The sequence below is a fragment of the Endozoicomonas sp. Z74 genome (assembly GCF_057680865.1).
In genome coordinates, this window is record NZ_JBLYZI010000092.1 from 1 (window position 1) to 24,477 (window position 24,477).

Annotated in this window: 22 protein-coding genes; 11 read left to right on the plus strand and 11 right to left on the minus strand. The window is 53.2% G+C overall.

What is annotated here, in order from left to right:
• Nucleotides 1–439: 439 nt before the first annotated feature.
• Nucleotides 440–1,426 (minus strand): LacI family DNA-binding transcriptional regulator, encoded by a 987-nt coding sequence (locus tag ACNRUY_RS20565; protein WP_488113538.1) that lies wholly within the window; start codon nucleotides 1,424–1,426, stop codon nucleotides 440–442.
• Nucleotides 1,427–1,594: 168 nt separating this feature from the next.
• Here ACNRUY_RS20565 and nhaC point away from each other — a divergent pair, with 168 nt between their 5' ends.
• From nhaC to ACNRUY_RS20580, 3 genes are all read left to right on the plus strand, one after another.
• Entirely contained in the window at nucleotides 1,595–3,049 is a 1,455-nt protein-coding gene (gene nhaC, locus ACNRUY_RS20570) for a Na+/H+ antiporter NhaC (RefSeq protein WP_488113539.1), read from the plus strand.
• Between the two features lie 89 nt (nucleotides 3,050–3,138).
• Nucleotides 3,139–4,332, plus strand: a complete 1,194-nt coding sequence (locus ACNRUY_RS20575; protein ID WP_488113540.1) for a MalY/PatB family protein — start codon at nucleotides 3,139–3,141, stop codon at nucleotides 4,330–4,332.
• 136 nt (nucleotides 4,333–4,468) lie between these two features.
• Entirely contained in the window at nucleotides 4,469–5,239 is a 771-nt protein-coding gene (locus tag ACNRUY_RS20580) for an outer membrane protein (protein ID WP_488113541.1), read from the plus strand.
• A 76-nt stretch (nucleotides 5,240–5,315) separates the two neighbouring features.
• Here ACNRUY_RS20580 and ACNRUY_RS20585 read toward each other — a convergent pair whose 3' ends face one another.
• The 3 genes from ACNRUY_RS20585 to rsmG are packed head-to-tail and all read right to left on the minus strand — an operon-like array spanning nucleotide 5,316 to nucleotide 7,716.
• Complete coding sequence (locus tag ACNRUY_RS20585; protein WP_488113542.1) at nucleotides 5,316–6,209, minus strand: ParB/RepB/Spo0J family partition protein; 894 nt, start codon at nucleotides 6,207–6,209, stop codon at nucleotides 5,316–5,318.
• 3 nt (nucleotides 6,210–6,212) lie between these two features.
• Nucleotides 6,213–7,022 (minus strand): ParA family protein, encoded by an 810-nt coding sequence (locus ACNRUY_RS20590; protein WP_488113543.1) that lies wholly within the window; start codon nucleotides 7,020–7,022, stop codon nucleotides 6,213–6,215.
• Nucleotides 7,023–7,038: 16 nt separating this feature from the next.
• Nucleotides 7,039–7,716, minus strand: coding sequence for a 16S rRNA (guanine(527)-N(7))-methyltransferase RsmG (rsmG, locus tag ACNRUY_RS20595; RefSeq protein ID WP_488113544.1), 678 nt, complete (start codon nucleotides 7,714–7,716; stop codon nucleotides 7,039–7,041).
• A gap of 298 nt (nucleotides 7,717–8,014) precedes the next feature.
• Between rsmG and ACNRUY_RS20600 the strand changes: the two genes are divergently transcribed.
• On the plus strand, nucleotides 8,015–8,731 hold the full coding sequence (locus ACNRUY_RS20600; protein WP_488113545.1) for a DUF2817 domain-containing protein: 717 nt from the start codon (nucleotides 8,015–8,017) through the stop codon (nucleotides 8,729–8,731).
• A gap of 15 nt (nucleotides 8,732–8,746) precedes the next feature.
• On the opposite strand, the gene ACNRUY_RS20605 is transcribed toward ACNRUY_RS20600, so the two are convergent.
• The 7 genes from ACNRUY_RS20605 to ACNRUY_RS20635 all read right to left on the minus strand — a co-directional run bounded on the left by ACNRUY_RS20605 (nucleotide 8,747) and on the right by ACNRUY_RS20635 (nucleotide 14,798).
• Nucleotides 8,747–9,445 carry a YiiX/YebB-like N1pC/P60 family cysteine hydrolase gene (locus tag ACNRUY_RS20605; RefSeq protein ID WP_488113546.1) on the minus strand — a complete coding sequence of 233 codons (699 nt, stop codon included), beginning with the start codon at nucleotides 9,443–9,445 and terminating at the stop codon, nucleotides 8,747–8,749.
• Nucleotides 9,446–9,496: 51 nt separating this feature from the next.
• Nucleotides 9,497–10,333: a shikimate dehydrogenase gene (gene aroE / locus ACNRUY_RS20610; protein ID WP_488113547.1), complete on the minus strand. Its 837-nt coding sequence runs from the start codon at nucleotides 10,331–10,333 to the stop codon at nucleotides 9,497–9,499.
• A 3-nt stretch (nucleotides 10,334–10,336) separates the two neighbouring features.
• Complete coding sequence (gene hemF / locus ACNRUY_RS20615) at nucleotides 10,337–11,254, minus strand: oxygen-dependent coproporphyrinogen oxidase (RefSeq protein ID WP_488113548.1); 918 nt, start codon at nucleotides 11,252–11,254, stop codon at nucleotides 10,337–10,339.
• 54 nt (nucleotides 11,255–11,308) lie between these two features.
• On the minus strand, nucleotides 11,309–11,863 hold the full coding sequence (gene tsaC, locus ACNRUY_RS20620; RefSeq protein ID WP_488113549.1) for an L-threonylcarbamoyladenylate synthase type 1 TsaC: 555 nt from the start codon (nucleotides 11,861–11,863) through the stop codon (nucleotides 11,309–11,311).
• A 9-nt stretch (nucleotides 11,864–11,872) separates the two neighbouring features.
• Complete coding sequence (gene purE, locus ACNRUY_RS20625; protein ID WP_488113550.1) at nucleotides 11,873–12,379, minus strand: 5-(carboxyamino)imidazole ribonucleotide mutase; 507 nt, start codon at nucleotides 12,377–12,379, stop codon at nucleotides 11,873–11,875.
• Between the two features lie 155 nt (nucleotides 12,380–12,534).
• Nucleotides 12,535–13,677 (minus strand): DNA-processing protein DprA, encoded by a 1,143-nt coding sequence (dprA, locus tag ACNRUY_RS20630; protein WP_488113551.1) that lies wholly within the window; start codon nucleotides 13,675–13,677, stop codon nucleotides 12,535–12,537.
• 83 nt (nucleotides 13,678–13,760) lie between these two features.
• Nucleotides 13,761–14,798 (minus strand): LysM peptidoglycan-binding domain-containing protein, encoded by a 1,038-nt coding sequence (locus tag ACNRUY_RS20635; protein ID WP_488113552.1) that lies wholly within the window; start codon nucleotides 14,796–14,798, stop codon nucleotides 13,761–13,763.
• Nucleotides 14,799–15,037: 239 nt separating this feature from the next.
• On the opposite strand from ACNRUY_RS20635, the gene ACNRUY_RS20640 reads away from it, so the two are divergent.
• The 7 genes from ACNRUY_RS20640 to ACNRUY_RS20670 all read left to right on the plus strand — a co-directional run.
• On the plus strand, nucleotides 15,038–16,927 hold the full coding sequence (locus ACNRUY_RS20640) for an extracellular solute-binding protein (RefSeq protein WP_488113553.1): 1,890 nt from the start codon (nucleotides 15,038–15,040) through the stop codon (nucleotides 16,925–16,927).
• 67 nt (nucleotides 16,928–16,994) lie between these two features.
• Nucleotides 16,995–19,160, plus strand: a complete 2,166-nt coding sequence (locus ACNRUY_RS20645) for a hypothetical protein (RefSeq protein ID WP_488113554.1) — start codon at nucleotides 16,995–16,997, stop codon at nucleotides 19,158–19,160.
• A 93-nt stretch (nucleotides 19,161–19,253) separates the two neighbouring features.
• Entirely contained in the window at nucleotides 19,254–19,769 is a 516-nt protein-coding gene (gene def, locus ACNRUY_RS20650) for a peptide deformylase (protein ID WP_488113555.1), read from the plus strand.
• A gap of 99 nt (nucleotides 19,770–19,868) precedes the next feature.
• Nucleotides 19,869–20,813, plus strand: a complete 945-nt coding sequence (gene fmt / locus ACNRUY_RS20655) for a methionyl-tRNA formyltransferase (RefSeq protein ID WP_488113556.1) — start codon at nucleotides 19,869–19,871, stop codon at nucleotides 20,811–20,813.
• A gap of 4 nt (nucleotides 20,814–20,817) precedes the next feature.
• Complete coding sequence (rsmB, locus tag ACNRUY_RS20660) at nucleotides 20,818–22,116, plus strand: 16S rRNA (cytosine(967)-C(5))-methyltransferase RsmB (protein ID WP_488113557.1); 1,299 nt, start codon at nucleotides 20,818–20,820, stop codon at nucleotides 22,114–22,116.
• A gap of 25 nt (nucleotides 22,117–22,141) precedes the next feature.
• The gene (gene trkA / locus ACNRUY_RS20665; protein ID WP_488113558.1) at nucleotides 22,142–23,515 is read left to right on the plus strand and encodes a Trk system potassium transporter TrkA; all 1,374 of its coding nucleotides are present in this window, start codon (nucleotides 22,142–22,144) and stop codon (nucleotides 23,513–23,515) included.
• A gap of 150 nt (nucleotides 23,516–23,665) precedes the next feature.
• The coding region (locus tag ACNRUY_RS20670) for an IS4 family transposase (protein WP_488113559.1) at nucleotides 23,666–24,477 on the plus strand (812 nt) is incomplete at its 3' end.

Sequence of the window (24,477 nt, forward strand, 5' to 3'; positions counted from 1 at the left end):
ACCGATGCAATCGCACAAGCGCCCACACGAATTGTCTGATATCTTGTTAAAGAACTTGATTAAGTCGTTGGGACTTAATCTCTAACCGGCAATGGCGCCGATCAGCAAGGCCGCCTATCTTACCGTGGCGGCTTTCGTTGTCAAGCACTTGTTTTCCGAAGAAGCAGAAGGCTTTCCAACTCACTGACGTTGGCCTCAACCCCTGTCAGCGGATGCGCATCTTACCGCGCTGCAGCTCGTTGTCAACCGGTCATTTTTTGATAACCGTTTAACCAACCGCACCCTCCATCAACGAAGCCGGTCAGCAATGAACGATGGGTCCCGCTGTCCTGACTGATGTCTTGGAAGTGGGGCGTATTCTAGAGGAAAATTGACATTAATCAATAAGCGACAAGTGTTTTACGTACAACCACCTAACTTACGCCTTTATATAGAAGTGTCAGCAACAGGACACCGACTCCCTTTTTACCAATAGAGGAATGAACTCCCTGGACACACAACAGTCATGACCCTCTATAGAAAGGCGGGCTGCATTCATAGCCATGCTTTCTATGGGGTTTCTAACCGTAGTGAGCTTTGGGGTGAAATAGCACTGAGGCAGAACATCGTCAAACCCTACAACCGATAGCCGCTCGGGAACAGAAACACCATGCTCAGAAAACACCTGAATCGCGGCTGCGGCAAAAAAGTCGTTGTAAGCCACTACCGCAGTCACGGGCACCCCTTTATTAAGCAAGTTCGTGGCCGCCATTGCACCACCATGCTCACCAAAAGGCACCTCTTCAATCCAGTCAGGGTTGGGCTCTATCCCCTCTTCGGCCAAAGCCCTTCGATAACCCGCCAGGCGTTCAGTTTTATCCTCAATATCCAGCTCACAACCAATAAAGGCCACTCTGTGATGCCCATGATCCAGAAGATGACGAGTCGCCCTGTACCCTCCCTCATTATTGTCAAGCCAGACGCACTGCGGTTCGACCCCGGTTACCCGACGATTAACCAGGATCAGCCCCGGCTCAGACAGGGCATAGCTTCTCAAGCGCTCATCACTCATGGCCTTGCTGTGAAAAACAATATTCCTGCAGCCTTTGCCAAGCAAAAACTTAAGCGACTCTTCTTCACACTCTGCCTCATAATGACCACTGGAAATCACCACTTTCCGCCCATAGCGTCGAGCGACTTTTTCCACCCCCTGGGCCAGCTGACCAAAAAAGGGAGAATTAAAATTACTGATAATCAGACCAAGAGTATCTTCCCCCTGATTAATCATTAAACGTCGGTTGCCTTTCACCTGGTAACCAAGTTCAACCATAGCCTGCTGAACCTGCTCTATGGTTTCAGGCAAAACACTCCCTGAACGGTTAATCACCCTCGAAACCGTGGCGATTGAAACACCGGCAGCACCGGCAACATCTTTGATGGTAGGCATTTTCCCAGAGACCTTTCGTTTGAAGCTGTCACTTCCTGTTGAATGCGGGATGTAAATTACATTATTTTTTGCAAATAAGTTTATTGATTTACATCACTATTTTTCAAAACCCCCCAGATTATCATGCATAACGTTGCTATAAATCGTTCACATGCGGATGTAAATTACATGAGTCAGAATCATAACACTCGCAGCACTTCAGCCGGACTGGCGATGATACCTGTTCTGGCCATGCTGATTTTTCTTATCGCCGGTTATGGCATCTATGGCTTGCCAATTGAGAGCCTGCTGCTTGCCTCTGCGGTTGTAGCAGCCCTGGTCGCCCTTAAACAGGGGTATCACTGGGAGGATATTCAAGGCGCTATCATTGAAAAACTCACCAAAGCACTGCCCGCCGTCTTTATTCTGGTACTGGTAGGCGGTCTGATTGGCAGCTGGATGGCCGGCGGCACCATACCGATGCTGGTGTATTACGGCCTGAAAATTATCAGTCCGGAGTACCTACTGCTCACGGCCTTTCTGGTAACTTCCCTGGTATCACTGTGCACAGGCACCTCATGGGGCTCTGCTGGAACCGTTGGTGTTGCCTTAATGGGTGTTGCAGCAGGCATGGATGCTAATCTGGCAGCCGTGGCCGGTGCTGTTGTATCCGGCGCTTACTTTGGTGACAAAATTTCCCCCCTGTCAGACAGCACGAATTTTGCGCCCGTTGTCGCCGGTACCGATCTTTACTCCCATATTCAGCACATGCTCTGGACGACAATTCCTGCATTTATACTGGCCGCCTGTGTTTTCCTGTTTGCAGGCTCCGGCGATGTCGCAACAGGCACCCCCGAAAAAGTCACCCTGATTCTGGCCAACATCGACCAGTTGTTCTCCCTCAATCCCCTGCTTCTGTTGCCCCCGGCTCTGATTCTCTGGGGTGCCATTCGCAAACTCCCCACCATCCCCCTGATGCTGGCGGCCATTGCCGTGGCCATTATTAATGCCGTAGCCATCCAGGGTTTCAACCTGACAACAGCCCTTAACGCCATGCTGGGGGGATTCCGGAGCACAATGTTTGCCGATGCAGGCCTTGCCAATATTGGAGTTATTGATGATGTGGCCACTCTGGTTAACCGGGGTGGAATGAGCTCCATGATGAGCGTTGTCCTGCTGGTATTCTGTGCTTTTTCGTTTGCCGGAACGCTCTCTCTGACCGGTAGCCTGAAAGTACTCGTGGACTTTATGGCAAAAGGCATTAAGGGCACCGCCAGTCTGATCAGTGCTACCATCGCCACAACGCTGGCGGTTGTATGCACCACTTCCGATGGCAAGCTGGCCCTGCTGATCCCTTCAGAGCTGTTCCGGGATACCTATAAAAGACTCGGGCTTGATGCCAAAAACCTGTCCCGCACCCTGGAAGATGCTGGAACGGTCATCGAACCCCTGGTGCCATGGACCAATGCGGGCGTATTTATGGCAGCGACTCTGGGGGTTGCCACTCTGGATTACATGCCCTGGGCGATCCAGAACTATGCCGGTGTTTTCTTTGCCATGATCTGGGCCAGCACAGGTATTGGTATTGCCCGCCTCAAGGCCCAGGATCACCGCACCTCAAATGCCATGCCCGCCCAGGCCTGAGTTTGAATAAGCCTGCAATCGGATACACCCACCAGGAGCCTGCTGAATACCCATTCAGCAGGCCCTTGTCTTGTTTATTGAGAAAGTAAATGTCCCTGGATTTAAACGACGCTGTTGATAGCCCATTTGATAAAACCGTTAACCGATACGGTACGGACTGCCTTAAATGGGACTGCATGGAAAAGTGGCTGGGTGTCCCTCCCGGAACGGCCATTCCCAGCTGGGTGTCTGACTGGGATTTCCAGGCCCCTGAATTTATCCGTCAGCCATTGCGGGAACGAATTGAACACGGCGTCTTCGGTTACTCCGAGCGGGGAGAAGACTTTTTCTCTTCTGTCACTGAGTGGTTTTCCAGCCGACACCAGGTTCAACTTGAAAGAAGCTGGTTTCACACGACACCCGGCAGCCTACCGGCCATTGCCATGCTGGTTGAGTCCTGGAGCCAGCCCGGGGATGCGGTAATGGTTATGTCTCCGGTGTATCACGCTTTTTTCCGCACCATCGAAAATACCGGAAGGTCTCTGAAAACATCCGCCCTGATCAACGACAATGGTCATTACACCATTGACTTTGCTGACCTTGAAGATCAGTTTCGCAATGGCGTTAAAGTGATGATTTTCTGTAATCCCCATAACCCGGTAGGTCGGGTCTGGTCCGCCACGGAAGTAAAACAGGTCTGCGAACTCTGTCATCGCTACGGGGTTTACCTGATTTCCGATGAAATATGGGCCGATATCACGTTTGATGCTCACCGCTATTTCAGCTGCCTGCGGGTAGCAGAACAATATCGGGAAAAGATGGCGGTCTGCATTGCTGGCACCAAAACCTTTGGCCTGCCGTCACTGCGGCTGACCAATACGCTGATCCCCAATGAGGCCAGTGCCACCGGACTGAAGAGAAAGCTTCAGGCCTATGGCATTGATGTCTACAGTTCTCTGAGCCTGCTGGCCAATCAGTCCGCCTACCAGAATGGCGGTCAATGGGTTGACCAGATGGTGGAATATCTCGATGGCAATATGAACCGGCTGAACCAGTTTATTCGAGACCACTTGCCCAAAGTGCATTTTAGAAAACCGGAAGCCACCTATCTGGCCTGGCTGGATTGCCGGAGCCTTAATCTTGAAGACAATGAGCTGGAAACCCGAATCCACCAGTGCGGGGTCATCCCCAGTATGGGTAATGCCTTTGGTGGAGAAGGAAAGGGGTTTGTCCGCCTGAACCTTGGCTGTCCGAGAAGTACCCTGGAAACCAAACTTCAACGTCTGGCAACCATTCTTGTTTAGCATTCAGCCGCCTGTCAAATAACGGCAGGTGGCTTTCCTTTCTTTCAAGCGCTTTTACGCCACCCCGTGTGTTTTTTTTATACCCGTATTCGTTTATAGTCTTTTTACTCAAAAATATAAAATCAGGAATCAAATCATGGAACGGATTCAGTCTTTGCTCTGTAAGGCGCTGATGTTTCTTTGTTTTTTGCCCGCAATTGCTTTGTCAGAAGAAAAATTAATAAAAGCAGAAAATACTTGGGATCGTTTTTATATTGGAGCCAATATAAACAGCACCCGTCATAAAATGAGAGTCACCACAGAGACACCGGCGGGCAATTACTTCACTGCTCAAGACTATCAGCAAGTGCCTGATGCCGGTTCCGGATCCTCTTCCTCTGATGCTCTTGAACTGGGCCTCAATATGGGATGGAACCGCCAGAAAGAACAACTGGTTTACGGTATTGAAGCGGACTTTGTGTACTCTAATAAATCACAAACCCTCGACAGCGGTAATACCACTTACATCACCCAACCATCCCACACCTTCAATACCCTGAGCCAGATAAAAACAGCCTGGTATGCGTCACTGCGCCCCATAGCGGGCTATGTGTATAAAGAGGCCCTGTTTTATGTGACTGCAGGAGCGGCTTTATCGAAACTGAATTATTCGTTTTCTTTTTCAGACACGTTTGGCCCAGCATCCGCCAATACCAGCACATCAAAAATAAAGCTCGGCTGGACGGCAGGTGCAGGGGTTGAGTACCCCATTAATCAGGAATGGTCAGTAAAAATGGATTATCTATTTTATAAATTCAGTCAATTGGATAACACCAGTACTCTCGATGGCTACCCGGGGCAATCAATGATCAATAAAACCAGGGTAGAGTTGTCCAGTTTCAGGATTGGCATCAACAGGCAGTTTTAACCCAGCATCACTCTCAGGGTTATCAGAATGCTTTCGTTGTCAAAGGCAGACTCCGTGACAACGAAAGCAGAGCCGTCTAATTGATGTGTGCCAGAACGCCATCCAACTCATCCAGGCTGTTATAAGAGATCACCAGTTTGCCTTTACCTTTGGCATTGCACTGGATGGCCACTCGAGCCCCCACCTTTTCTGACAACTCGTCTTCCAGCTGCTTGATATTGGGATCAATGCGTTTGGCCGCCTTGGCCCCTTTTTCTTTTTCCTGCTGAATACGCCGCACCAGAGACTCGGTCTGACGAACAGAAAGCCCCTTGGACACCACGGTTCTGGCAACCTCCAGCTGTTCCATATCCCCCAGAGACAACAATGCACGGGCATGACCCATCTCCAGGTCACCGTATTCCAGCATTTTCTTCACTTCTGCATTAAGCGACATGAGCCGGAGAATATTGGCAACCGCAGCCCTGGATTTACCCACCGCCTGGGCCACTTCCTGCTGGGTCAGCTCAAATTCTTTCTGGAGACGGGACAGGGCAATGGCTTCTTCAATGGGGTTTAAATCTTCCCGTTGAATATTCTCAATCAGCGCCATGGCAATGGCCGCTTCGTCGCCTACTTCGCGAATCAGGGCAGGCACTTCCGCCAACCCTGCCAGCTGAGCGGCACGCCAGCGGCGCTCACCGGCAATGATCTCATACCGGTTGTCTCCCACCGGGCGCACCACGATGGGCTGCATGATGCCCTGTTCCTTGATGCTTTCCGCCAGCTCTTCCAGAGCGTCCGGGTGCATATCACGGCGGGGCTGATATTTGCCTCGCACCAGAAACTCCACGGGCAGATCTTTCAGTTCCCGGTCCAGGGACCCGGCCTGCTCCACGGAAGGTTCAGCCAGGTCGTTGGAAATGGAAGACGGAAGTTTGGCACTGCCCAGCAGTGCATTGAGATTGGTGCCGAGACGTTGTTTCGCCATCTGTTAATGAGTCCCTGTTTTTCGTTCAGAGCGGCTGCGAACCCCTTTGATGTCGTGTTTTTTTACCAGTTCTCCAGCCAGCGCCAGATAAGCTACCGCCCCACGGGAATTACGGTCATAGGCCAGAACGGGCTTGCCATGACTCGGGGCTTCCGCCAGCCGGATATTCCGTGGGATCACAGTTCGGTATACCTGATCACCAAAATGGCTGATCAACTGTCGGGAAACCTCAGTGGTCAGCGTCATTCTCGGGTCATACATGGTACGCAGCAGACCTTCAATGTGCAGGTCCGGGTTAATGGTTTCCCGCAGGCCTGAAATGGTGTCCATCAATGCGGTCAGGCCTTCCAGGGCATAATACTCGCACTGCATGGGAATGATCACACCCCGCGCCGCCACCATGGCGTTGATGGTCAGCATGTTCAGGGAGGGCGGGCAATCAATCATGATAAAATCATAACGGTCTTTCACCTTGGCCAGAGCATCCTTCAACCGGAACTCTTTCCGCTCCAAGCTCATCAGTTCCACTTCGGCAGCGGTCAGGTCCGCATTGGCTCCCAGTACATCGTAACCGCCATCCTGGGAGGGCTGTATTGCCTGGGTTATATCACAACGCCCGGTCAGCACATGATAAACCGACCACTGCTGGGAATGTTTATCAATGCCACTGCCCATGGTGGCATTCCCCTGGGGGTCAACGTCAATCAACAGCACCCGCTGCTTACTCGCCGCCAGAGAAGCCGAAAGATTAACACAGGAAGTGGTTTTACCGACCCCGCCCTTCTGATTGGTTACCGCTAGAATTTTAGCCACAGCCGTTGATTACCATTTAATGCCTGTTGCGCAAAATGACCAGATGACGGTCGCCCTCTGTTCCCGGAACCTTCAGCGGTTCACAGCCCACCAGCTCAATATCAAAGCGTGCCGTCAATTCCCTGAGTTCTTCTTCAGGATATAGGCCTTTCATGGCCAGATAAACACCTGAGTCCGATAATAGGTGCCGGGTGCCTTCCACCATGTTTACCAGAGAGCTGAATGCCCTGGAAGTGATGGCATCAAAGCGGGAGGGAGCCTTATAACTCTCAACCCGGGCATTGGCCACCTGAAGGTTATCCAGCTTCAAGTCCATTTTGGCCTGGAGCATAAACCGGGTTTTCTTGCCATTGCTGTCCAGCGTGGTGAACCGGCGGCCAGGAAACATAATAGCCAGAACAACACCTGGCAGACCCGGACCTGAGCCGACATCCAGAAGATTCTCCCCAGTAATATGCGGCACAATACTCAGGCTGTCCACAATATGGCGGGAAACCATCTCTTCAGGATCGCGAATGGCCGTCAGATTGTATGCCTTGTTCCATTTTGCCAGCAGCTCAACGTACCGGGTGAGCAGGTCTGCCTGCTGGTCAGACACCGGCAGGGAAAGCGCTTGTGCACCCCGGCAGATCTGCCTGCGCAGCGGGTTATCCGGTGAAACCGTTTTGGAGAGAATAGGGTCAGAAGCGTTCATTGGTTCGTTCAGCTTGCCAGTCTGCCACCCAGGGCAAACTCGAAAGTAAGTACCACAGGATGACGTCAGGGATAGGGCAAAGGCCCATAGCGAAAGAAAAAAATTTTGCGCCCCTCTCCCATGAAAGTCACCCATGCAAAATGAGGAAGCAAAATGTTTTTCCCGTTAAATAACGCCTCAGTCTATTTCAAACGGCGCGCAAAATCGATGACAGCAAACCGCAATGGTGGAAACTGAGAATATCAGCACTCCTGAGCATTTCTTATTAAGCTGAAGTAAAACAGCCAGAAAAAAAGCCATGATGCAGGGAAACCACTCACAAGTGACTTTCAACCGTCTGCCCCCGGGCACCACCGTCAGCGGCCACTCCATACAGGCTCAAATAACCGACAGAGTGCAACCAAAACGATTCTGTTACCTGATTGCCGGCACTCACGGTGATGAACCGGAAGGGGTTTATGTTCTTGATCAGCTAATCAGCTGGCTGAAAGTATCGCCCTCAGAAATACCAATGGTCATTATCCCGGTGCTAAACCCTGATGGACTTGCCGCCGGTACCCGGGTCAATGCCAACGGGGTCGATCTGAACCGAAACCTCCCCGCGTCCAACTGGACAGAGCAAAGCAGGAGCGACCAATATTCCCCCGGACCGGCTCCCGGCAGCGAACCGGAAAACCGATATCTTCTGTCGCTTTTTCAACAATACCCTCCAGGGTTTGTTCTCACCTTCCACTCCTGGAAGCCAATGCTCAACAGCAATGGGGACTGCAATGATATCCTGGCGTTCCTGCACCGGAAAAACGGCTACCCGGTGGTGAAAGATGAAATCGAGGGGCACCCCACGCCCGGTTCCCTGGGCAGCTATGCCAGCGAAATACTGAAGACTCCGGTGCTGACCTTTGAGTGTCCTACGTTGGAACAGCAACCGGATATGGATGCCATCTGGCAGGAAAACCGTCAGGCGCTGACCGGGCTGATGACATCAGGGCTGATTGAGAAAAAGCTTGGTCTGTAGATAAAGAAAAGAGAGTCAGGCCAGGGCAACCCCTGGCTCCAGGCTTTGCCAGTCGCGCACATCTCTGGCAGGCAATGCCCCCATGGTGTTCACAGGGGTGAGTTTGTCAGAACAGGAAAGCAGCGCCGGGTGAGAACCGGGCTTTCCTTCCGGGATTGACCCGCCAATGGCCTGGTAATGATCAACCCAGAAAGGCATCAGTTCCCCGGTGTCCATATCCCGGAAGCTCATGGGAGTCTCTTCAAACAGAAACTGCCCCCCATTGGCTTCGCGAAACGCATCAACCACCAGTTCACTGCAGTACCAGGATTGCTTGCCAGAGGGGCTCTCGTCATCCCCCTGCTTGTTGTGAGCGCCATAATGAGGGTCGTAAGGACTGGCTACCAACTGCTCCGCAAACTCAAGCACAGGGGTTATCAGGTGACTGTATTCAGGGATAACCCGGCACACCAGCACGCAGGGACGCCCTCGACCGTCCCGGACAGAAGCGTCAATAAAGGCATCCAGTGTCGTTTTGCAGACATCCGGCATAATGGCCTCAATCACCTGACCATCTCCGTCGTAGATCGCTACATGGTTGAGAGCAATGCCATCACGCCCGGCAAATAACCGGCTGATCACCCATTCAGCTTCTCCTCCAGAGCGCAACTGAAACAACAGGTCTCCCGGCAGGAGGTCTTCAGTAATCAGGGTGGCGGGTTGAGCTTTGTCCATCACTTTCCCTCTATTCCGTCGCCATTGCTGCAGGAATGATTATAGAGACAGTCAGGCAATCTCGCGGCGCAGCAGGTCAAGAATCACGGAGGTATCCGGCCGGATACCTCTCCACAGGGCAAACTGCTCCGCGGCCTGCTCCACCAGCATGCCCAGGCCATCCAGATTTTTCCCGGCCCCCTGCTCACGGCACCAGCGATTAAACACCGTTTCATCAGGGCCATACATCATGTCATAGCAGCAGGTGTCTTCATCAATAATGGACGGAGGGAGAGGCGGCATCTCACCCTGAAGACTTGCGGCAGTGCCATTGATCACCAGATCAAAACGGCCTTTAAGGTCCTCAAATCCACAGGCTGAAACAGCACTTTCCACGCTTTCCACAAAAAGTTCTGCCAGCACCTCAGCCTTACTGACGGTACGGTTGGCAATAATGATCTCTCCAGGATCTTCCGCCAGCAAGGGTTCCAGAACGCCTCTGACCGCACCACCTGCACCCAGTACCAATACCCGTGCCCCCTTAATCTCAACCTGATTGTTTCTTAACAGGTCTGCAACCAGGCCAAGCCCATCAGTATTGTCTCCATGGAGGCGCCCCTGCTCATCCTGCCAGAGCGTATTCACCGCCCCGGCCTTTTGTGCCCTGGGCGTTTTTATCTCAGCCAGCTGCCAGGCTTCTTCCTTGAAAGGAACGGTGATACTCAGCCCCCGATCACCGTTGTCAAAAAAGTCAGTAACGGCTCCGGTAAACTGTCCCCTTTCCACCAGAATGGGGCTGTATCTGAGCTTCTGCCCGGTCTGCTCTGCAAACAGCGTGTGAATTCGTGGGGATTTACTGTGAGCAACGGGGTTTCCCATCACTGCGTACTGGTCTACCGGTCCTGCCATTTTTTAAGCCTCGCTGGCCCAGTCTCTGGGTCTGAGAAATTCTTCGTATAATCGTGCTTCTTCACTGCCCGGCTCAGGACTCCAGTTGTAATCCCAGCGTACATGAGGCGGCAGAGACATCAGGATAGACTCTGTCCGGCCCCCTGACTGCAACCCGAACAACGTCCCTCGATCATAGACCAGGTTAAACTCCACATAACGGCCACGGCGATATTCCTGGAAGCGCTTGTTCTGTTCGGTATAAGGAGTGTCTTTCCGTCGCTGGACAATGGGCAGGTAAGCCTCAATATAACTGTCTCCCACGGACTGCATAAACTCAAAGCACTGCTCAAAAGACCATTCATTGAGGTCATCATAAAACAGGCCGCCCACACCACGGGGCTCATTCCGATGCTTGAGAAAGAAGTAGTCATCACACCACTGCTTGTAACGGGGGTAGACCTCTTCCCCAAAGGGTTCGCAGGCTTTTTTCGCGATCTGGTGCCAATGCCGGCAATCTTCTTCAAACCCGTAGTAAGGGGTCAGATCATAACCACCGCCAAACCACCACACTGGTTCAGCCCCTTCTTTTTCTGCCACCAGGAAACGGACATTGGCGTGTGATGTAGGGACAAATGGATTATCAGGGTGAATCACCAGGGAAACCCCCATGGCCTGAAAGCTTCTTCCTGCCAGCTCGGGCCGGTGAGCCGTGGCGCTGGCAGGCAGCCTGTCACCCTGAACATGGGAAAAGTTCACCCCGGCCTTTTCAAATACGTCACCGCCTTCAATCACCCTGGCTCGACCTCCACCGCCACCGTGATACTCCCAGCTCTCTTCCCGAAAGGACTCTCCCGCCCCTTCAGACTCAACAGCCCGGCAAATTCGGTCCTGCAGACCCAGCAGGTAGCTTTTGACATGATCGATAGACAGTTCAGACATCCTGAATAAGGCCCCGCAGCTGGTCATGTATCACCGGGAAAGGAAGAAAAGGAATCAACCGGCCCTGACCAGCTGGCCTGAGCGAAGGTCCCGGATTTCGGAAGGTGTACTCTGCTCCCCGGTGGAACCGGCAACAATTCCATCAAGAGACGAGGAAAACGTCTGCTCAACCTGATCATAAGTCAGCATCGGAGGCTCCCCGGCGCGGTTGGCAGACGTGGAAATTATGGGGTGGCCCACAGCCTGGCAGAGTTCTCTCACCAGAGGGTGAGCACTGACCCTAACGGCCACGGTATCAAACTGGCCCCTGACCCAGTCTGGCGCCCAGCCATCCGGATCAGGAATCAGCCAGGTATAAGGCCCTGGCCATGAGGATGACAGCCTCGCCCTTTCCTCCCGGGAAAGAGGATGAAGCAGGGGCTCAAACTGCGATTGTGAGCAGCCAATCAGGATAACCCCTTTTTCCACCGGGCGCGCCTTGATATCCAGAACCCGATATACGGCCTGCCTGTTCCAGGGATCGCAACCAACCCCCCATACGGCCTCGGTCGGGTAGGCAATGACCCCACCCTCTCTGACTATCTCAGCGGCACGACTGACATCCATCATAAAACCGCCTTAGCTGCCGAGCTGCTGTTGCAGGGCGGCATCTTTGGCCAATACAGCCTCGGCATTTGCCTGTCGATCCATCCGCAGACGATCCGCCAGGTCCTTATCACCCAGGGCAATAATCTGGGCAGCCAGATAACCGGCGTTTTTCGCTCCGGCCTTGCCAATGGCAACGGTAGCTACAGGAATACCACCAGGCATCTGTACGGTAGACAGCAGAGCATCCAGCCCGTCCAGAGGACCCGCATCAATAGGAACCCCAATCACAGGCTTAATGGTCAGGGAAGAAACCACACCCGCCAGATGTGCCGCCATTCCTGCACAGGCAATAAACGCAGCAGCGCCGCGCTGGTCGGCATCCTTGACATAATGGTGAGTGGCATCCGGTGTCCGGTGTGCGGAATGCACTTTTACTTCAACCGGTACATCCAGTTTTTTCAGGACATCAACAGCAGCCTGAACCTTGGGCAGGTCCGAATCGGACCCCATTAAAATGGCGACAAATGGCTTTGCCATCAGCATTCTCCGTAAGATGATCAGCGAAGGCCGCTAGTGTAGCAGGGAGGGAACAAAGGCAACAACAACCGGAAAGGACTCTCTGGACAGAAATGCGTCTATAGAAACAACGCACCTATTACTTCATACCAAATAGACTGCATGTGAACACCCGGTCACCCTAATCGGATAAACCCGCCGGGTGTGGACTCAATGACCCCATCCAGCTCCATTTCAGTCAATACCACCGAGAGATCCGCACAGGGAATCCCGGAAACCGTGCTGATCTGATCAACACTGGCCACCTCAAACCCCATGGCTTCAATCACCTTCATTCTTAATGGGTCCGTTTCTTTTCTCGTTTTTTCCATTGAAGAGCCTGCCGGATTAATGCTCATAGCAGAGCGCAACTGAGGCCCCAGCTCGATCAGTACGTCATCCGGATTTTCCACCAGCACAGCCCCTTCCCGGATCAACTTATGGCAACCTCTGCTCAAAGGGTTCATCACCGACCCGGGGATGGCAAATACCTCCCTCCCCTGCTCCGCTGCCAGTCGGGCAGAGATCAGTGAACCGCTCTCCAGAGCCGCCTCAACCACCAGCACCCCCAGAGACAAACCGGAAAGAATACGGTTTCTTCTTGGGAAGTTTCCGGCAAAGGGTTTTGTCCCCAGGGGAAACTCACTGACCAGAGCCCCCTGCCCGGCAATAAGCCGGTAAAGATCGCCATGTCGTACCGGGTATATCTGATCTACCCCGGTCCCCAGAACGGCTACAGTCCCCCCATAACAGCCCAGAGCTCCCTGATGAGCCGCAGCATCAATGCCTATGGCCATGCCACTGGTGATTACCAGGCCGCTTCGTGCCAGCTGTTCACTGAATTCACAGGCCACCCTCCGCCCATTGGGGGTAGGACGACGGCTGCCCACTACGCCCAGCTGGGGTTCAGACAACAGGCGAACATTACCAATGACGTATAAAACAGCCGGAGCATCCACCAACTCTTTCAGGGCATCAGGATACAACGATGAGTCGGGGGTCAGGATATGGTGGGCCTCGCTGGACTCCAGCCAGTTTCGGGTTAACTGAAGCTGTCGCCTGATCTCCGGATCACCCGATAGCTTTGCAATGGATTGAGCCAGCTTTGACGGTAGAACCGCTTCAAGCTGGCCAGAGGAAAGGGAGAGTATTTTATGGGGTTGGCCAACCTGTTCTATCAGTTGCCGGATCCGGACAGGTCCAAGCCCCGGCAACAGGGAAAGCGATAACCAGGGGCTCAGTGACGGCCAGTCTCTCTGTTCAGAATCAACGCTAACCATTAAGTTATTATTTCAGCCTGAATGAGTAAGGTATTTACCTGCGCCCCACCCTCATCATGAACCACTCTTTATATCGGGTTCTATCAGGGCTGCGGGCTTCTGAGGATATCACCAATCTCAATATCCTCTTTGGCGGACAACACAATACCATAGCTCATTTTTTCAAATGGGCGATACACCATCACCATGCCCACCCGCTCGAGGGGAAGGGTAATCATTTCATTGGTAAACTTGTCCTTTACCTGAACGGTGGCCTTGTAGACCGCCAGTAGATCCCCCTGCTTCAGGCTTTCCCGAAGACCTTTGTTGATCACTACGGTGTCGTACCGGGACATCTTTTCAGACCCGGTCAGATTGGCAGTCACCTTGCCTTCCACCGGAGCATCGGGAGCGCGAGGGAAGAATGTGGTCACCAGAGGACTCCCCTCTTCCTTGACCAGGCGGTCACCAGGGCGAAGTTCTATCCGGCTCTCCTGAATGATCAGGGAGGCGACATCATCCCTGACCTTGCTGACATTCAATGCCCCCACTTCAATTCCGGTGATACCCAACACCTCGCCGGAGTCCAGATCTTTGATGGTTTCTCCCTGCCGGAAGACATCAAATTTGATGCCTTTACCGGTGAAATTTCCCCGGGCGTATACTTTGTCTCCAACAGAAGAGAGGAGGCGGTCATCCTTGGAAGTGACGATGTAGGGGCTCATTCTCAGATCATCTTCACTGTCAAAGACCCTGCTTCTTTTCAGATAACTGCTGATCGCACTCAGGGGAATGGCAGGAATCGCCGACTCTCCAGGCATCGTTCTTATCTTCGGGCTCAGTTTGATGGTTCGCCCGGAATTTCCCCGGCTCGATATCATCAACCTGGGCCGCCCATTAATGTAAACCAGGCTGACCACATCCCCAGGGAAAATCAGGTGCGGGTTCTGGATCTGGGGATTGGCATGCCAGATTTCAGGCCACATCCAGGGGCTGTTCAGAAAGGTATTGGAGATATCCCAGAGCGTATCGCCTTTCTGCACAGTGTACCTGCTCGGCGAGTCAGCCTTTACAGGGCTATCGTATGCCAGCCCCAGAGTAGACATACAGAGCAGAATACCTGCCAGAACGAAGCGTCTCATTATTGTCCCGATCCCTTGAAGTGCTTTTGCTGTGAAACAGTGTATCAATCGCCTCAGGTCATGAGCAATTGGCTCTCCTTTAGTTCTCGGCTTTCATGCTCAATTCTCAAGCACAGGTCACAGAACTGCTATATTTCATCAGGCTGATCCAGACCAGATTGTCGAATATTTATTTACCAAATGCCCATAGCGAAACAACAACAAGCCGAAAACAAATAGAACGGAAACCCAACCGATTCATGAGCCAGCCCAAACCATCACCCGAAGGATGTATTATCAATGTCAGATACCTCCTGACTCTGTGCCTCCTTCTGCTCTCCAGCATCTCCTGGTCCCAGCAGCATATTCATCACTCCCATGGCCTGTCCCGGTTTGACCAGCTGAAGTACCCCGCGGATTTTTCTCACTTCGACTATGTGAACCCAAAGGCTCCCAAGGGCGGTGAAATCCGGCTTTTTGTTCACGGCACATTTGATTCACTGAACCCCTATGCAACCCAGGGTATCACCCCCTCCCAGGCGCCTACCTTTCACTACATGCGTTATGGCTTTAATGAGTTTAATGAGCCCCTGATGGTGGGTTCCGGCCAGTACAGTCCTTCCGGCGATGAAATAAAAACCGCCTACGGTCTCATCGCAGAATCGGTGGAGTACCCGGAGGACAATCAATGGATTATTTTCAACCTCAGGCCCCAGGCCCGGTTCCATGACGGGCACCCGGTCACCGCAGACGATGTTGTTTTTTCTTTTCAACAACTCCGCAGCAATGGACACCCCCGATACAAAATGCAGTTGGAACCCATTGAGTCTGTGGAAAAAATCAATCATCACCGGGTTCGTTTTACCTTCCGAAAACCCGGTACCCGTATTCAACTGTTCAGGGCCGCAGAACTTCCGGTTCTGCCCGCTCACTACTGGCAGGGAAAATCCATTAACCAGACCACACTCTCACCTCCATTGCAGAGTGGCCCCTATCGCATCGTGGAGGTTCAGCCCGGCCATGCCATCACTCTGCAGCGCCATAAGGACTATTGGGGAAAGGACCTTCCGGTCAACAGGGGACGATACAACTTTGACCGGGTTACTCTCTATTTTCACAGAGACCTGCAGGTGGCCCTGGAGTCCTTTAAAGCGGGCGGCCATGACATTCACCTGGAAATCGTCGCCAAAAACTGGGAAACCGCCTATGACTTTCCAGCCATTCGCAATGGGTCAATCAAAAAAGAAAACATCAGCCACCAGATGGCCTACGGCAGCAGTATTTTCTTTTTCAATACCCGTCGCGAGATCTTTCAGGACCTCCGGGTGCGCCAGGCGCTCACCCTGCTGTTTGACTTTGAGTGGAGTAACCGGGTCATCTTCCACAACGCCTATAAAAGAGCCCTTACCTATTTCCCAAACTCAGACCTGAGTGCCAGAGGGCTTCCGAAAAAACCGGAATTGGGTCTTTTGGCACCCTGGAAGCACCTTCTTCCACCAGGTACTCAGAAAAAGCCCTTTACACTTCCCGTCACGGCAGGAACCGGTGACTTGAGAGCCCAGCAGCAAGAGGCACTAGACCTTCTGTCCGCGGCCGGGTGGACAATTAAAAATAACAAACTGCAAGACGCTACCGGAAAAGCCTTCCGGTTCCAGTTCCTGGATGACTCCTATGCAACCGCCCGTTACATCCTGCCCTGGAAGAAAAAGCTCGCCTCCCTTGGTATTGAGCTGGAGTACCTTCAAGTGGATACCAGCCAGTATATCTACAAGGTAAGGGCCATGGACTTTGACATGATTGAACAGATTCTTCCCCAGACTCTGGCACCGGATCAGGAGCTTGAAAACTACTTTCATTCCAGCCAGGCCAATACCGAAGGCAGTCGTAACTTTGCGGGAATCCAGAACCCGGCCGTTGATGATCTGGTGGTCCGGATACCTTTAAGCAAATCCAGGGAAGAGATGCAGTCGCTGACCCGCAGCCTGGACCGAGTTCTGCTCTGGAACTATTACGGCATCCCCAAATGGTACTCCGACTACATGAGAGTGGCTTACCGGGATGTCTTTGCACGTCCTGAGCTCTCCCCCCGCTATACAACCCCCTTCAGCACCTGGTGGCGAAAAGACCTTCATTCCTCCCCAGGCTATTAATATTCCTGTACACCCACACCCCCATCGGCCGATAGACGGATTAACCGGTCTGAACAAAGTAACAAAAATGCCAAAGTTAACTGGACAAGGTGGCCACAACCGCACAGGCTGGCCAGAGTTTCCCCCCAAAAGCTTACCTGCGGATAGAACAACCAGCAGTGGAGTGGAAACACGGTCACCCAGCCCCCAAAACAGGATCAAACTGTTTGAAGGTCGGTCATACCCTTCCACTGACCGGGCTCTCAGTGACTTTAAAATCAGTAAGCATGATGCAGGCTCTTACCCCCTCCAGAACAGCACGGCCCGAAAAACGCCAGAAACCTTTTTACCAGAACCCGTAGTAACGGAGAGAAAAGGTCAGGCGTACTTCCAGAAAAACACTGATCAGCCAGAGACTTATGGCAATGGCAAAAGCCGTCCTTTTGTTTCCATAAGCCATAGGGCAAGCTGGAGACCTGACTCAGGGGAGGAACCCTCCTCCTACTCAAAAACGCCATGGCAAAACGGTTTCGGGAGCGTCACCTCATCCCAGGGATCAAGGCTTTCCCGGGACTCTGGTTTTTCAGACGTTGAGTCCATTAACCTTGGCTCTTTCAGGTCATCTTTCCCCTCAGACCCACGGTATCCAGGCATACCAGGATTCCAGCTTCCGGAAACAAGCATCCCCTATGCACAACAGGATGAGGATGATGAGGTTTTTCTTCCAAACCCCACTCCAGAAAGTGGTCGGCCCAGATCTTCTCTGTTCAGGCCATTGATGAACAGTGGTTTAAACCGGGATCGCCAGTCCCAGGTATCCCGTGATTCCGGTTTCTTTGGAGATGAGCCACAGAGAGCCAGATCCTCTCTATCTTCGGGCGTCTCTGTGGCTGAAAAAGTACCGGAAATAACACCCCCTCCCTTCAAAAAAACAACCTATTCCGGGAAAAACAGCCCATTTCTGGAGGGTGCCCCTCACGCACAGCTCCCCCCTGATGAAAAAGAGGGGGAAGAAGATGCATCAGAACGGATTAAAGTCCCGGTCCCCCCAGCACTGAGTGACAATGCAAACCACAAGTTTGTTCAAATGACTGAAAAACTCCTGATGGAAAGAGGTTACTCCCAACAGGAAGCCCGCTTGTATGTCACCACCTGGCGGGCCAAAACCAATGAAAACCACCGGGCCATTGCGGCTTTGGCCCGGGGTATGGAGTACCAGAACGAGGAAGAAAAGCAGCTTTTCAAAATGGGAACACAGCGGTTGCTGGAAAATGGCTACCCTCTTGAGCACGCTGAAGTGGAAGTCCATAAAGCCATAAGAAAAGCAAAAAAGAAGCGTTTTATTGGCAGGCAAACATTTGTTACCAGCAAGCGCCTCTTCGAAGAGATCAATAAACTGCCAGCCTTGAAAAGTCAGAAGTCACCTCCAGACTGGAGCCTTGAGTGGTTAAAGCAGGCTGGCTACACGCCGGAACAGGCCATTATTTGTGCCAGGGAAGCAGACCGGTTCTTCGAGGGAAATCCCCAGGCCTTTACCCGGTGGCTGCAGGGCAAGGGTGACGAGGATACCGTTTCGGAATTTTCCGGGGCCCTGGAAGTGGGAGACATGGAAGCGATGTCGGACCTGATCGCAGGAACCATTGACAGAAAAACCCTCCTGGATATGGCTCACTTTGCCCGGAAAGAGGGAGGTCGTCCCTCGAAAAAAGCACTTGCGATGATACAGCACCGCCTGAAGCCTTTCAGGGCAAAAGCGCTCTTTCAGAAATACGGAGGGGATGAGCCCGAGGGCCCGGATCGTGATATCAAAGTCAAGGCATTCGCTGAACTCAGCCGTTTTCCAGCCCCCTACCAGAAAGAGGTAATGACCCTGCTGGAGGAGCTGCTACCACCGGCCTTTTTAGCCGAAGACCTGTTTGAGCAGCTTGCAGGCAAACAGGTGGATTATTATTACCTGATGCCAAAGGCAGAGGAAAAACTGAGAGGCAGGGCCGCTACCTTCAGGGAAAATGTCCTGACGGCCCTTGAAGACAAAATGGCTACCCGGGAAGCCGAGTTACTGTTCGGCCATTACGGTGGCTATCGTGACATCGGTGCCGATCATGACATCATGAAAAAGGCGGTCAGGCACTTGCGCGACTACCCCGCCAGTTACCAGCAAAAAGTCAGGGAGGCGCTTAACCTGCGGCTGAACCCCGATGACGCTCCCCCTCTGTTCCAGGCACCTCCCCCACCGCCCCCTCCCCGCCGCTAGTTGGTACCGAGAATTACCTATATACTGACCCCTTGTAAAAACTTAATTTCTGGCAGACAGCACTCTCTTGAGATCAACAACCTGAGATCACCCATGGCTCGACTGGACATCCTTGAATACCCTGACCCCCGGCTCCGCACCGTGGCCAAACCCGTCGCCGAGGTCAATGATGACATCCGCACCCTTGTGGATAACATGCTGGAAACCATGTACGCCGCCAACGGAGTGGGCCTTGCCGCCACTCAGGTCGACATTCACCAGCGCATTGTGGTGATGGATCTGTCGGAAGAAGGCAATGACCCCCTGGTGTTGATCAACCCCAGTTACGAAGGCATTGGCGATGAGAAATCAGAGTTCCAGGAAGGCTGTCTTTCTGTTCCCGGGTTCTATGAGCTTCTGGATCGTTTTGAGCGCGTCAGGCTAACGGCACTGGATCGTGACGGCAAAGAGTACTCAAAGGAGCTGGACGGCCTGGCTGCAGTCTGTGTGCAGCATGAGCTGGATCATCTGGAAGGCAAGCTGTTTATTGACTCCCTGTCCCGCCTGAAGCAGGACCGCATTCGCAAGAAACTTGAAAAAAACAAGCGACTGGACTCCTCTTCCAAATAACGGACAATCCATGGCCTTCCGTTATCCCCAGGCTGTGCTTTCACAGGCAGCTCTTTCAAAGGCTGTATTATCAAGAGCGCCTTCAACCAAAAAGTGACTATGAAACGCCTTCGCATTGTTTTTGCCGGAACTCCAGAGTTCGCCAAATCCCACCTTCAGGCCATTCTGGGCAGCCAGCACCAGGTAATTGCCGTTTATACCCAGCCGGACCGACCCGCAGGCCGGGGCCAGAAGCTCAAACCCTCACCGGTGAAAGAGCTGGCGGTTGAGCAGGACATCCCGGTTTTCCAGCCCGCTTCCCTTCGAAAAGAAGAAGCCCAGCAGGAACTGGCGGCCCTCAACGCAGACCTGATGGTGGTTGTCGCTTACGGCCTGATTCTTCCCCAGGCAGTACTGGATATTCCGGCCCATGGCTGCATCAATGTCCACGGCTCCATTCTGCCCCGGTGGCGGGGTGCCGCGCCCATTCAAAGGGCTATTGAAGCCGGAGATACGGAGTCAGGCGTCACCATTATGCAAATGGATGCCGGGCTGGATACCGGTGATATGCTGCTGAAGGCTTATTGCCCCATTCACCCGGAAGACACCTCAACCGACCTTCACGACCGCCTGATTGAGGTGGGTCAGCCCGCCCTGGTAAAAGCTCTGGATGCTATTGCTGCCGATACTCTGGCCCCGGAAAAGCAGGACGACAGCCAGGCAAACTATGCCCATAAAATGAGCAAGGAAGAAGCCCGGCTTGACTGGAACAAACCGGCCCAGGCTCTGGATTGTCAGATCCGCGCCTTCAACCCCTGGCCTGTGACCACCACCCAGCTTGAGGACATCAGCATTCGTGTCTGGGAAGCAAAGGCCCTCGACCAGGGAACCGATCTGGCACCAGGCACTCTTATCAAGGCAGACAAATCCGGCCTGGATATTGCGTGCAGTAAGGGCACGCTTCGCATAACAAAACTGCAGCTTTCCGGCAGCCGGGCAATGACCGTTCAGGATCTGCTCAACAGCCGGAAAGAACTGTTCAGCACAGGTAAACGGTTCCACTGATTTTATGGCCAGACAATCTTCGGTTCGACTGATCGCCGCCCGGGTCATCACCCGGGTTACCCAGGGGGATTCCCTCAGCAGTGCTCTGCCTGAAGTTCAGGAAAAGCTGACCCGGCGGGACCAGCCCCTGCTGGCAGAACTCTGCTACGGTACTCTTCGTTATTATTACCGTCTGGATGCCTGGCTGAAATTCCTGACCGAAAAACCCCTGAAGGAAAAAGAGCAGGATATTCACAACCTGATTCTGGTCGGCCTCTACCAGCTGTTCTATACCCGGATTCCCCCTCACGCCGCCATTGGTGAAACCGTCCAGGCAACCCGCGGGCTGGGCAAAGCCTGGGCAAGGGGGCTGGTCAACGGCATTCTTCGTAATGCCCAGCGGCAATTTGATGAGTTGCAGGCACTGGAACAGAGGAGCCCGGTCTGTGCCCATGCCCACCCGAAATGGCTGATCAACGCCCTGAAAAAAGCCTGGCCGGAGCATTACCCCCGGATTCTGGAGGGCAATAATCAACCTCCGCCCATGACCCTCAGGGTGAACCAGCAGAAAATCCAGCCAGGCCGTTATCTGAAGAAGTTACTGGACAGTTGCCTTACCGCCCAGCAATCGGACATCGCCCCCCAGGCCATCACCCTGGGCAAAGCAGTGGATGTGGATAAACTTCCTCTGTTCAGGGAGGGCGCTGTCAGTGTTCAGGATGAGTCTGCACAGTTGGCTGCCAGCCTGATCAAGGCCCGTCCCGGAGATCGTATTCTGGATGCCTGCTGCGCCCCCGGTGGCAAAACCTGCCATTTGCTGGAACTGAACGACGGCATCACCCTGGACGCCCTGGATACGGACGGGCTTCGACTGGAAAGAGTGGGGGAAAACCTGGAACGACTGGGTCTATCGGCCAATATTCTCCGGGGAGATGCCACCCAGCCGGACCACTGGCACAGTGGCAAAGCCTATGACCATATCCTGCTGGACGCCCCCTGCTCTGCCACTGGAGTGATTCGACGCCACCCGGACATCAAACTGTTACGAAAAGCAGCGGACATTGATTCACTGGCCAGCCTCCAGCAACAGATTCTGCAGGCCATATGGCCTTTATTGAAACCCGGTGGCACACTGCTTTACGCCACTTGCTCGATCATGCCCCAGGAAAACCACCAGCAGATTGAGCGTTTCCTGAAGGAAACCCCGGACGCCCGCCTGGAGCCCATTCAGGCCCAGTGGGGAAAGGATACAGGCTTTGGCAGACAACTGTTTCCCGGCTCAGGAGATGGATTTTTCTACAGCCTTCTAACAAAAGCGGCTTAACAGCAGCAGTGGGTATATACGACGAATGAAAATCATCATCCTAGGCGCCGGCCAGGTGGGCGGTACATTGGCAGAGAACCTGGCCAATGAAGAAAACGACATCACCGTGGTGGACACCGATGCCGTGCGACTCAGGGAACTCCAGGACAAGATCGACATTCGAACCATCCAGGGCATGGCTTCCTTTCCCGGTGTTCTGAAACAGGCCGGTGCCGACGAGGCGGATATGCTGGTGGCCGTCACCAACAGTGACGAAGTGAACATGGTCGCCTGCCAGATCGCCTACACCATGTTCCATACCCCTTCAAAAATCGCCCGGATCCGTCAGGCCGCTTACCTGAAAAAAGACAGCCTGTTTGGTAACGGCGCCCTGCCCATTGATGTATTGATCAGCCCGGAACAGGTAGTGACCAACTACATCAAGCGGCTTCTTGAGCGGCCAGGCGCCCTGCAGGTGCTGGACTTTGCCGGAGGCCGGGTGCAACTGGTAGCCATGAAAGCGTACTACGGAGGCCCACTGGTGGGTCAGGAACTGCGCTACATCCGGGAGCACATGCCCAGCGTCGACACCCGTGTGGCGGCCATCTTCCGCCGGGGCAATGCCATCATGCCCAAGGGCACCACGGTGATTGAGGCGGATGACGAAGTCTTCTTCATTGCCGACCGCCGGGACATCCGGGATGTCATGGGAGAGCTTCAGCGACTGGATGATGACTACAAACGCATCATCATCGCCGGCGGGGGCAACATTGGCCTGCGTCTGGCCCAGGCAGTGGAAGGGGACTACAAGGTTAAAATCATTGAGCGGAATATGGAACGCTGCCAGTTCCTCTCGGAAACCCTGACCAAAACCATGGTCTTTAACGGTAACGCCTCTGACAAGGAACTGTTGATCAGCGAGAACATCGAAGAGACCGATATTTTCTGTGCCCTGACCAACGATGACGAAGCCAATGTCATGGCCTCCATGCTGGCCAAACGGCTCGGTGCCCGGAAAGTCATGGCCCTGATCAACAACCCCGCTTATGTGGACCTGGTCCAGGGTGGCGAAATCGACATCGCTATCTCCCCCCAGCTGGCCACCATTGGCAGCTTGCTGAAACACGTTCGCCGCGGCGATGTAGTAAACGTTCACTCACTTCGAAGAGGCGCTGCTGAAGCCATCGAAGCCATTGCCCATGGGGATGAGCACAGCTCCAGAGTGGTAGGCAAAACCATACAGGAAGTGGAACTGCCACCGGGCACTACCATTGGTGCCATCGTCCGGAACGACGAGGTGCTGATCGCCCACGACGCTACCCGGATTGAGTCCGGGGATCATGTCATCCTGTTCCTGACCAATAAGCGGAAGGTTCGTGAAGTGGAGCAGCTTTTCCAGGTGGGGCTTGGGTTCTTTTAATCAGGAGAAGCCCTCACCCAAACCCTCTCCCAAAGGGCTGTCTCTTAGTCACAAATCCTAATCTTGGTTTATCCTTTTCTGAGACAGACCAAGATCATGATGCCACTGCCTCCTCAACAATGGGCTGAACAGACTTTCGGATGTGCCAAGATGGGAGATACGCGTCGAACCAAAAGGCTGGTGCGAGTGGCAGGAGACCTGTCTGCTCATACGGGCTCATCTCTGGCCACTTCCTGCAGTGGCAACCTTGCTGCGGTTGAGGGTGCTTATCGTCTCATTGAAAATGAAACCGTAGAGCCTGAAGCCATTGCCGAAGCCGGATTTCAGGTGACAGCGCTCGCTGCAAACAACTCTCAACTTATGCTGGCCATAGAAGACAGTACCACTCTCAGCTACAAACACTCTGTCAGGTCAGAACTGGGTGACATTGGAGGACCCGCAAATAGTATATCCAAAGGCATTTGGGCTCACTCAGTAATGTTGCTGGATGTGGGTACTGAGCGAACTATTGGTTTGATTGATCAGCAGCGCTGGATTAGAAACGACGGCGATCGTGGCAAAAAGCACAAACGCAAGCAGCTTCCCTATGAAGGGAAAGAGAGTTTCAAATGGCAAAAGTCTTCAGAAAATATTGAACGCAGGCTGGGTGCGCAAATAGCGAAGGTCATCAGTGTCTGTGACCGCGAAGCTGATGTTTATGAATACATCCGATACCAGTTGACTCACGGCAGGAGGTTTGTTGTCAGGGCAAGGCAAAACCGGATCTTAATAGACGATGATCGACTACTTTTTGATGCTCTGGCCGCAGAGCCTGTCCTGGGAAGATATGCTGTTGATGTTCCTCAGCGTGGCGGGCGAAAAGCACGTAAAGCCACTCTGCAGGTAAAGAAGAAAACCGTGACAATACAATCACCTCAAAGGCCAGGTGGTCGGCTTGATCCAATAACAGTCAATGTCCTTAT

Excerpts from the sequence above, each read along its gene's own strand:
- ACNRUY_RS20600 (WP_488113545.1), top strand. The coding sequence starts at position 8,015 with ATGATGCAGGGAAACCACTCACAAGTGACTTTCAACCGTCTGCCCCCG.
- ACNRUY_RS20605 (WP_488113546.1), bottom strand. The coding sequence starts at position 9,445 with ATGGACAAAGCTCAACCCGCCACCCTGATTACTGAAGACCTCCTGCCG.
- ACNRUY_RS20645 (WP_488113554.1), top strand. The coding sequence starts at position 16,995 with ATGCCAAAGTTAACTGGACAAGGTGGCCACAACCGCACAGGCTGGCCA.
- ACNRUY_RS20635 (WP_488113552.1), bottom strand. The coding sequence starts at position 14,798 with ATGAGACGCTTCGTTCTGGCAGGTATTCTGCTCTGTATGTCTACTCTG.
- def (WP_488113555.1), top strand. The coding sequence starts at position 19,254 with ATGGCTCGACTGGACATCCTTGAATACCCTGACCCCCGGCTCCGCACC.
- trkA (WP_488113558.1), top strand. The coding sequence starts at position 22,142 with ATGAAAATCATCATCCTAGGCGCCGGCCAGGTGGGCGGTACATTGGCA.
- tsaC (WP_488113549.1), bottom strand. The coding sequence starts at position 11,863 with ATGATGGATGTCAGTCGTGCCGCTGAGATAGTCAGAGAGGGTGGGGTC.
- ACNRUY_RS20565 (WP_488113538.1), bottom strand. The coding sequence starts at position 1,426 with ATGCCTACCATCAAAGATGTTGCCGGTGCTGCCGGTGTTTCAATCGCC.
- nhaC (WP_488113539.1), top strand. The coding sequence starts at position 1,595 with ATGAGTCAGAATCATAACACTCGCAGCACTTCAGCCGGACTGGCGATG.
- rsmB (WP_488113557.1), top strand. The coding sequence starts at position 20,818 with ATGGCCAGACAATCTTCGGTTCGACTGATCGCCGCCCGGGTCATCACC.
- dprA (WP_488113551.1), bottom strand. The coding sequence starts at position 13,677 with ATGGTTAGCGTTGATTCTGAACAGAGAGACTGGCCGTCACTGAGCCCC.
- ACNRUY_RS20585 (WP_488113542.1), bottom strand. The coding sequence starts at position 6,209 with ATGGCGAAACAACGTCTCGGCACCAATCTCAATGCACTGCTGGGCAGT.
- rsmG (WP_488113544.1), bottom strand. The coding sequence starts at position 7,716 with ATGAACGCTTCTGACCCTATTCTCTCCAAAACGGTTTCACCGGATAAC.
- ACNRUY_RS20580 (WP_488113541.1), top strand. The coding sequence starts at position 4,469 with ATGGAACGGATTCAGTCTTTGCTCTGTAAGGCGCTGATGTTTCTTTGT.
- ACNRUY_RS20640 (WP_488113553.1), top strand. The coding sequence starts at position 15,038 with ATGAGCCAGCCCAAACCATCACCCGAAGGATGTATTATCAATGTCAGA.
- aroE (WP_488113547.1), bottom strand. The coding sequence starts at position 10,333 with ATGGCAGGACCGGTAGACCAGTACGCAGTGATGGGAAACCCCGTTGCT.
- ACNRUY_RS20575 (WP_488113540.1), top strand. The coding sequence starts at position 3,139 with ATGTCCCTGGATTTAAACGACGCTGTTGATAGCCCATTTGATAAAACC.
- hemF (WP_488113548.1), bottom strand. The coding sequence starts at position 11,254 with ATGTCTGAACTGTCTATCGATCATGTCAAAAGCTACCTGCTGGGTCTG.
- purE (WP_488113550.1), bottom strand. The coding sequence starts at position 12,379 with ATGGCAAAGCCATTTGTCGCCATTTTAATGGGGTCCGATTCGGACCTG.
- fmt (WP_488113556.1), top strand. The coding sequence starts at position 19,869 with ATGAAACGCCTTCGCATTGTTTTTGCCGGAACTCCAGAGTTCGCCAAA.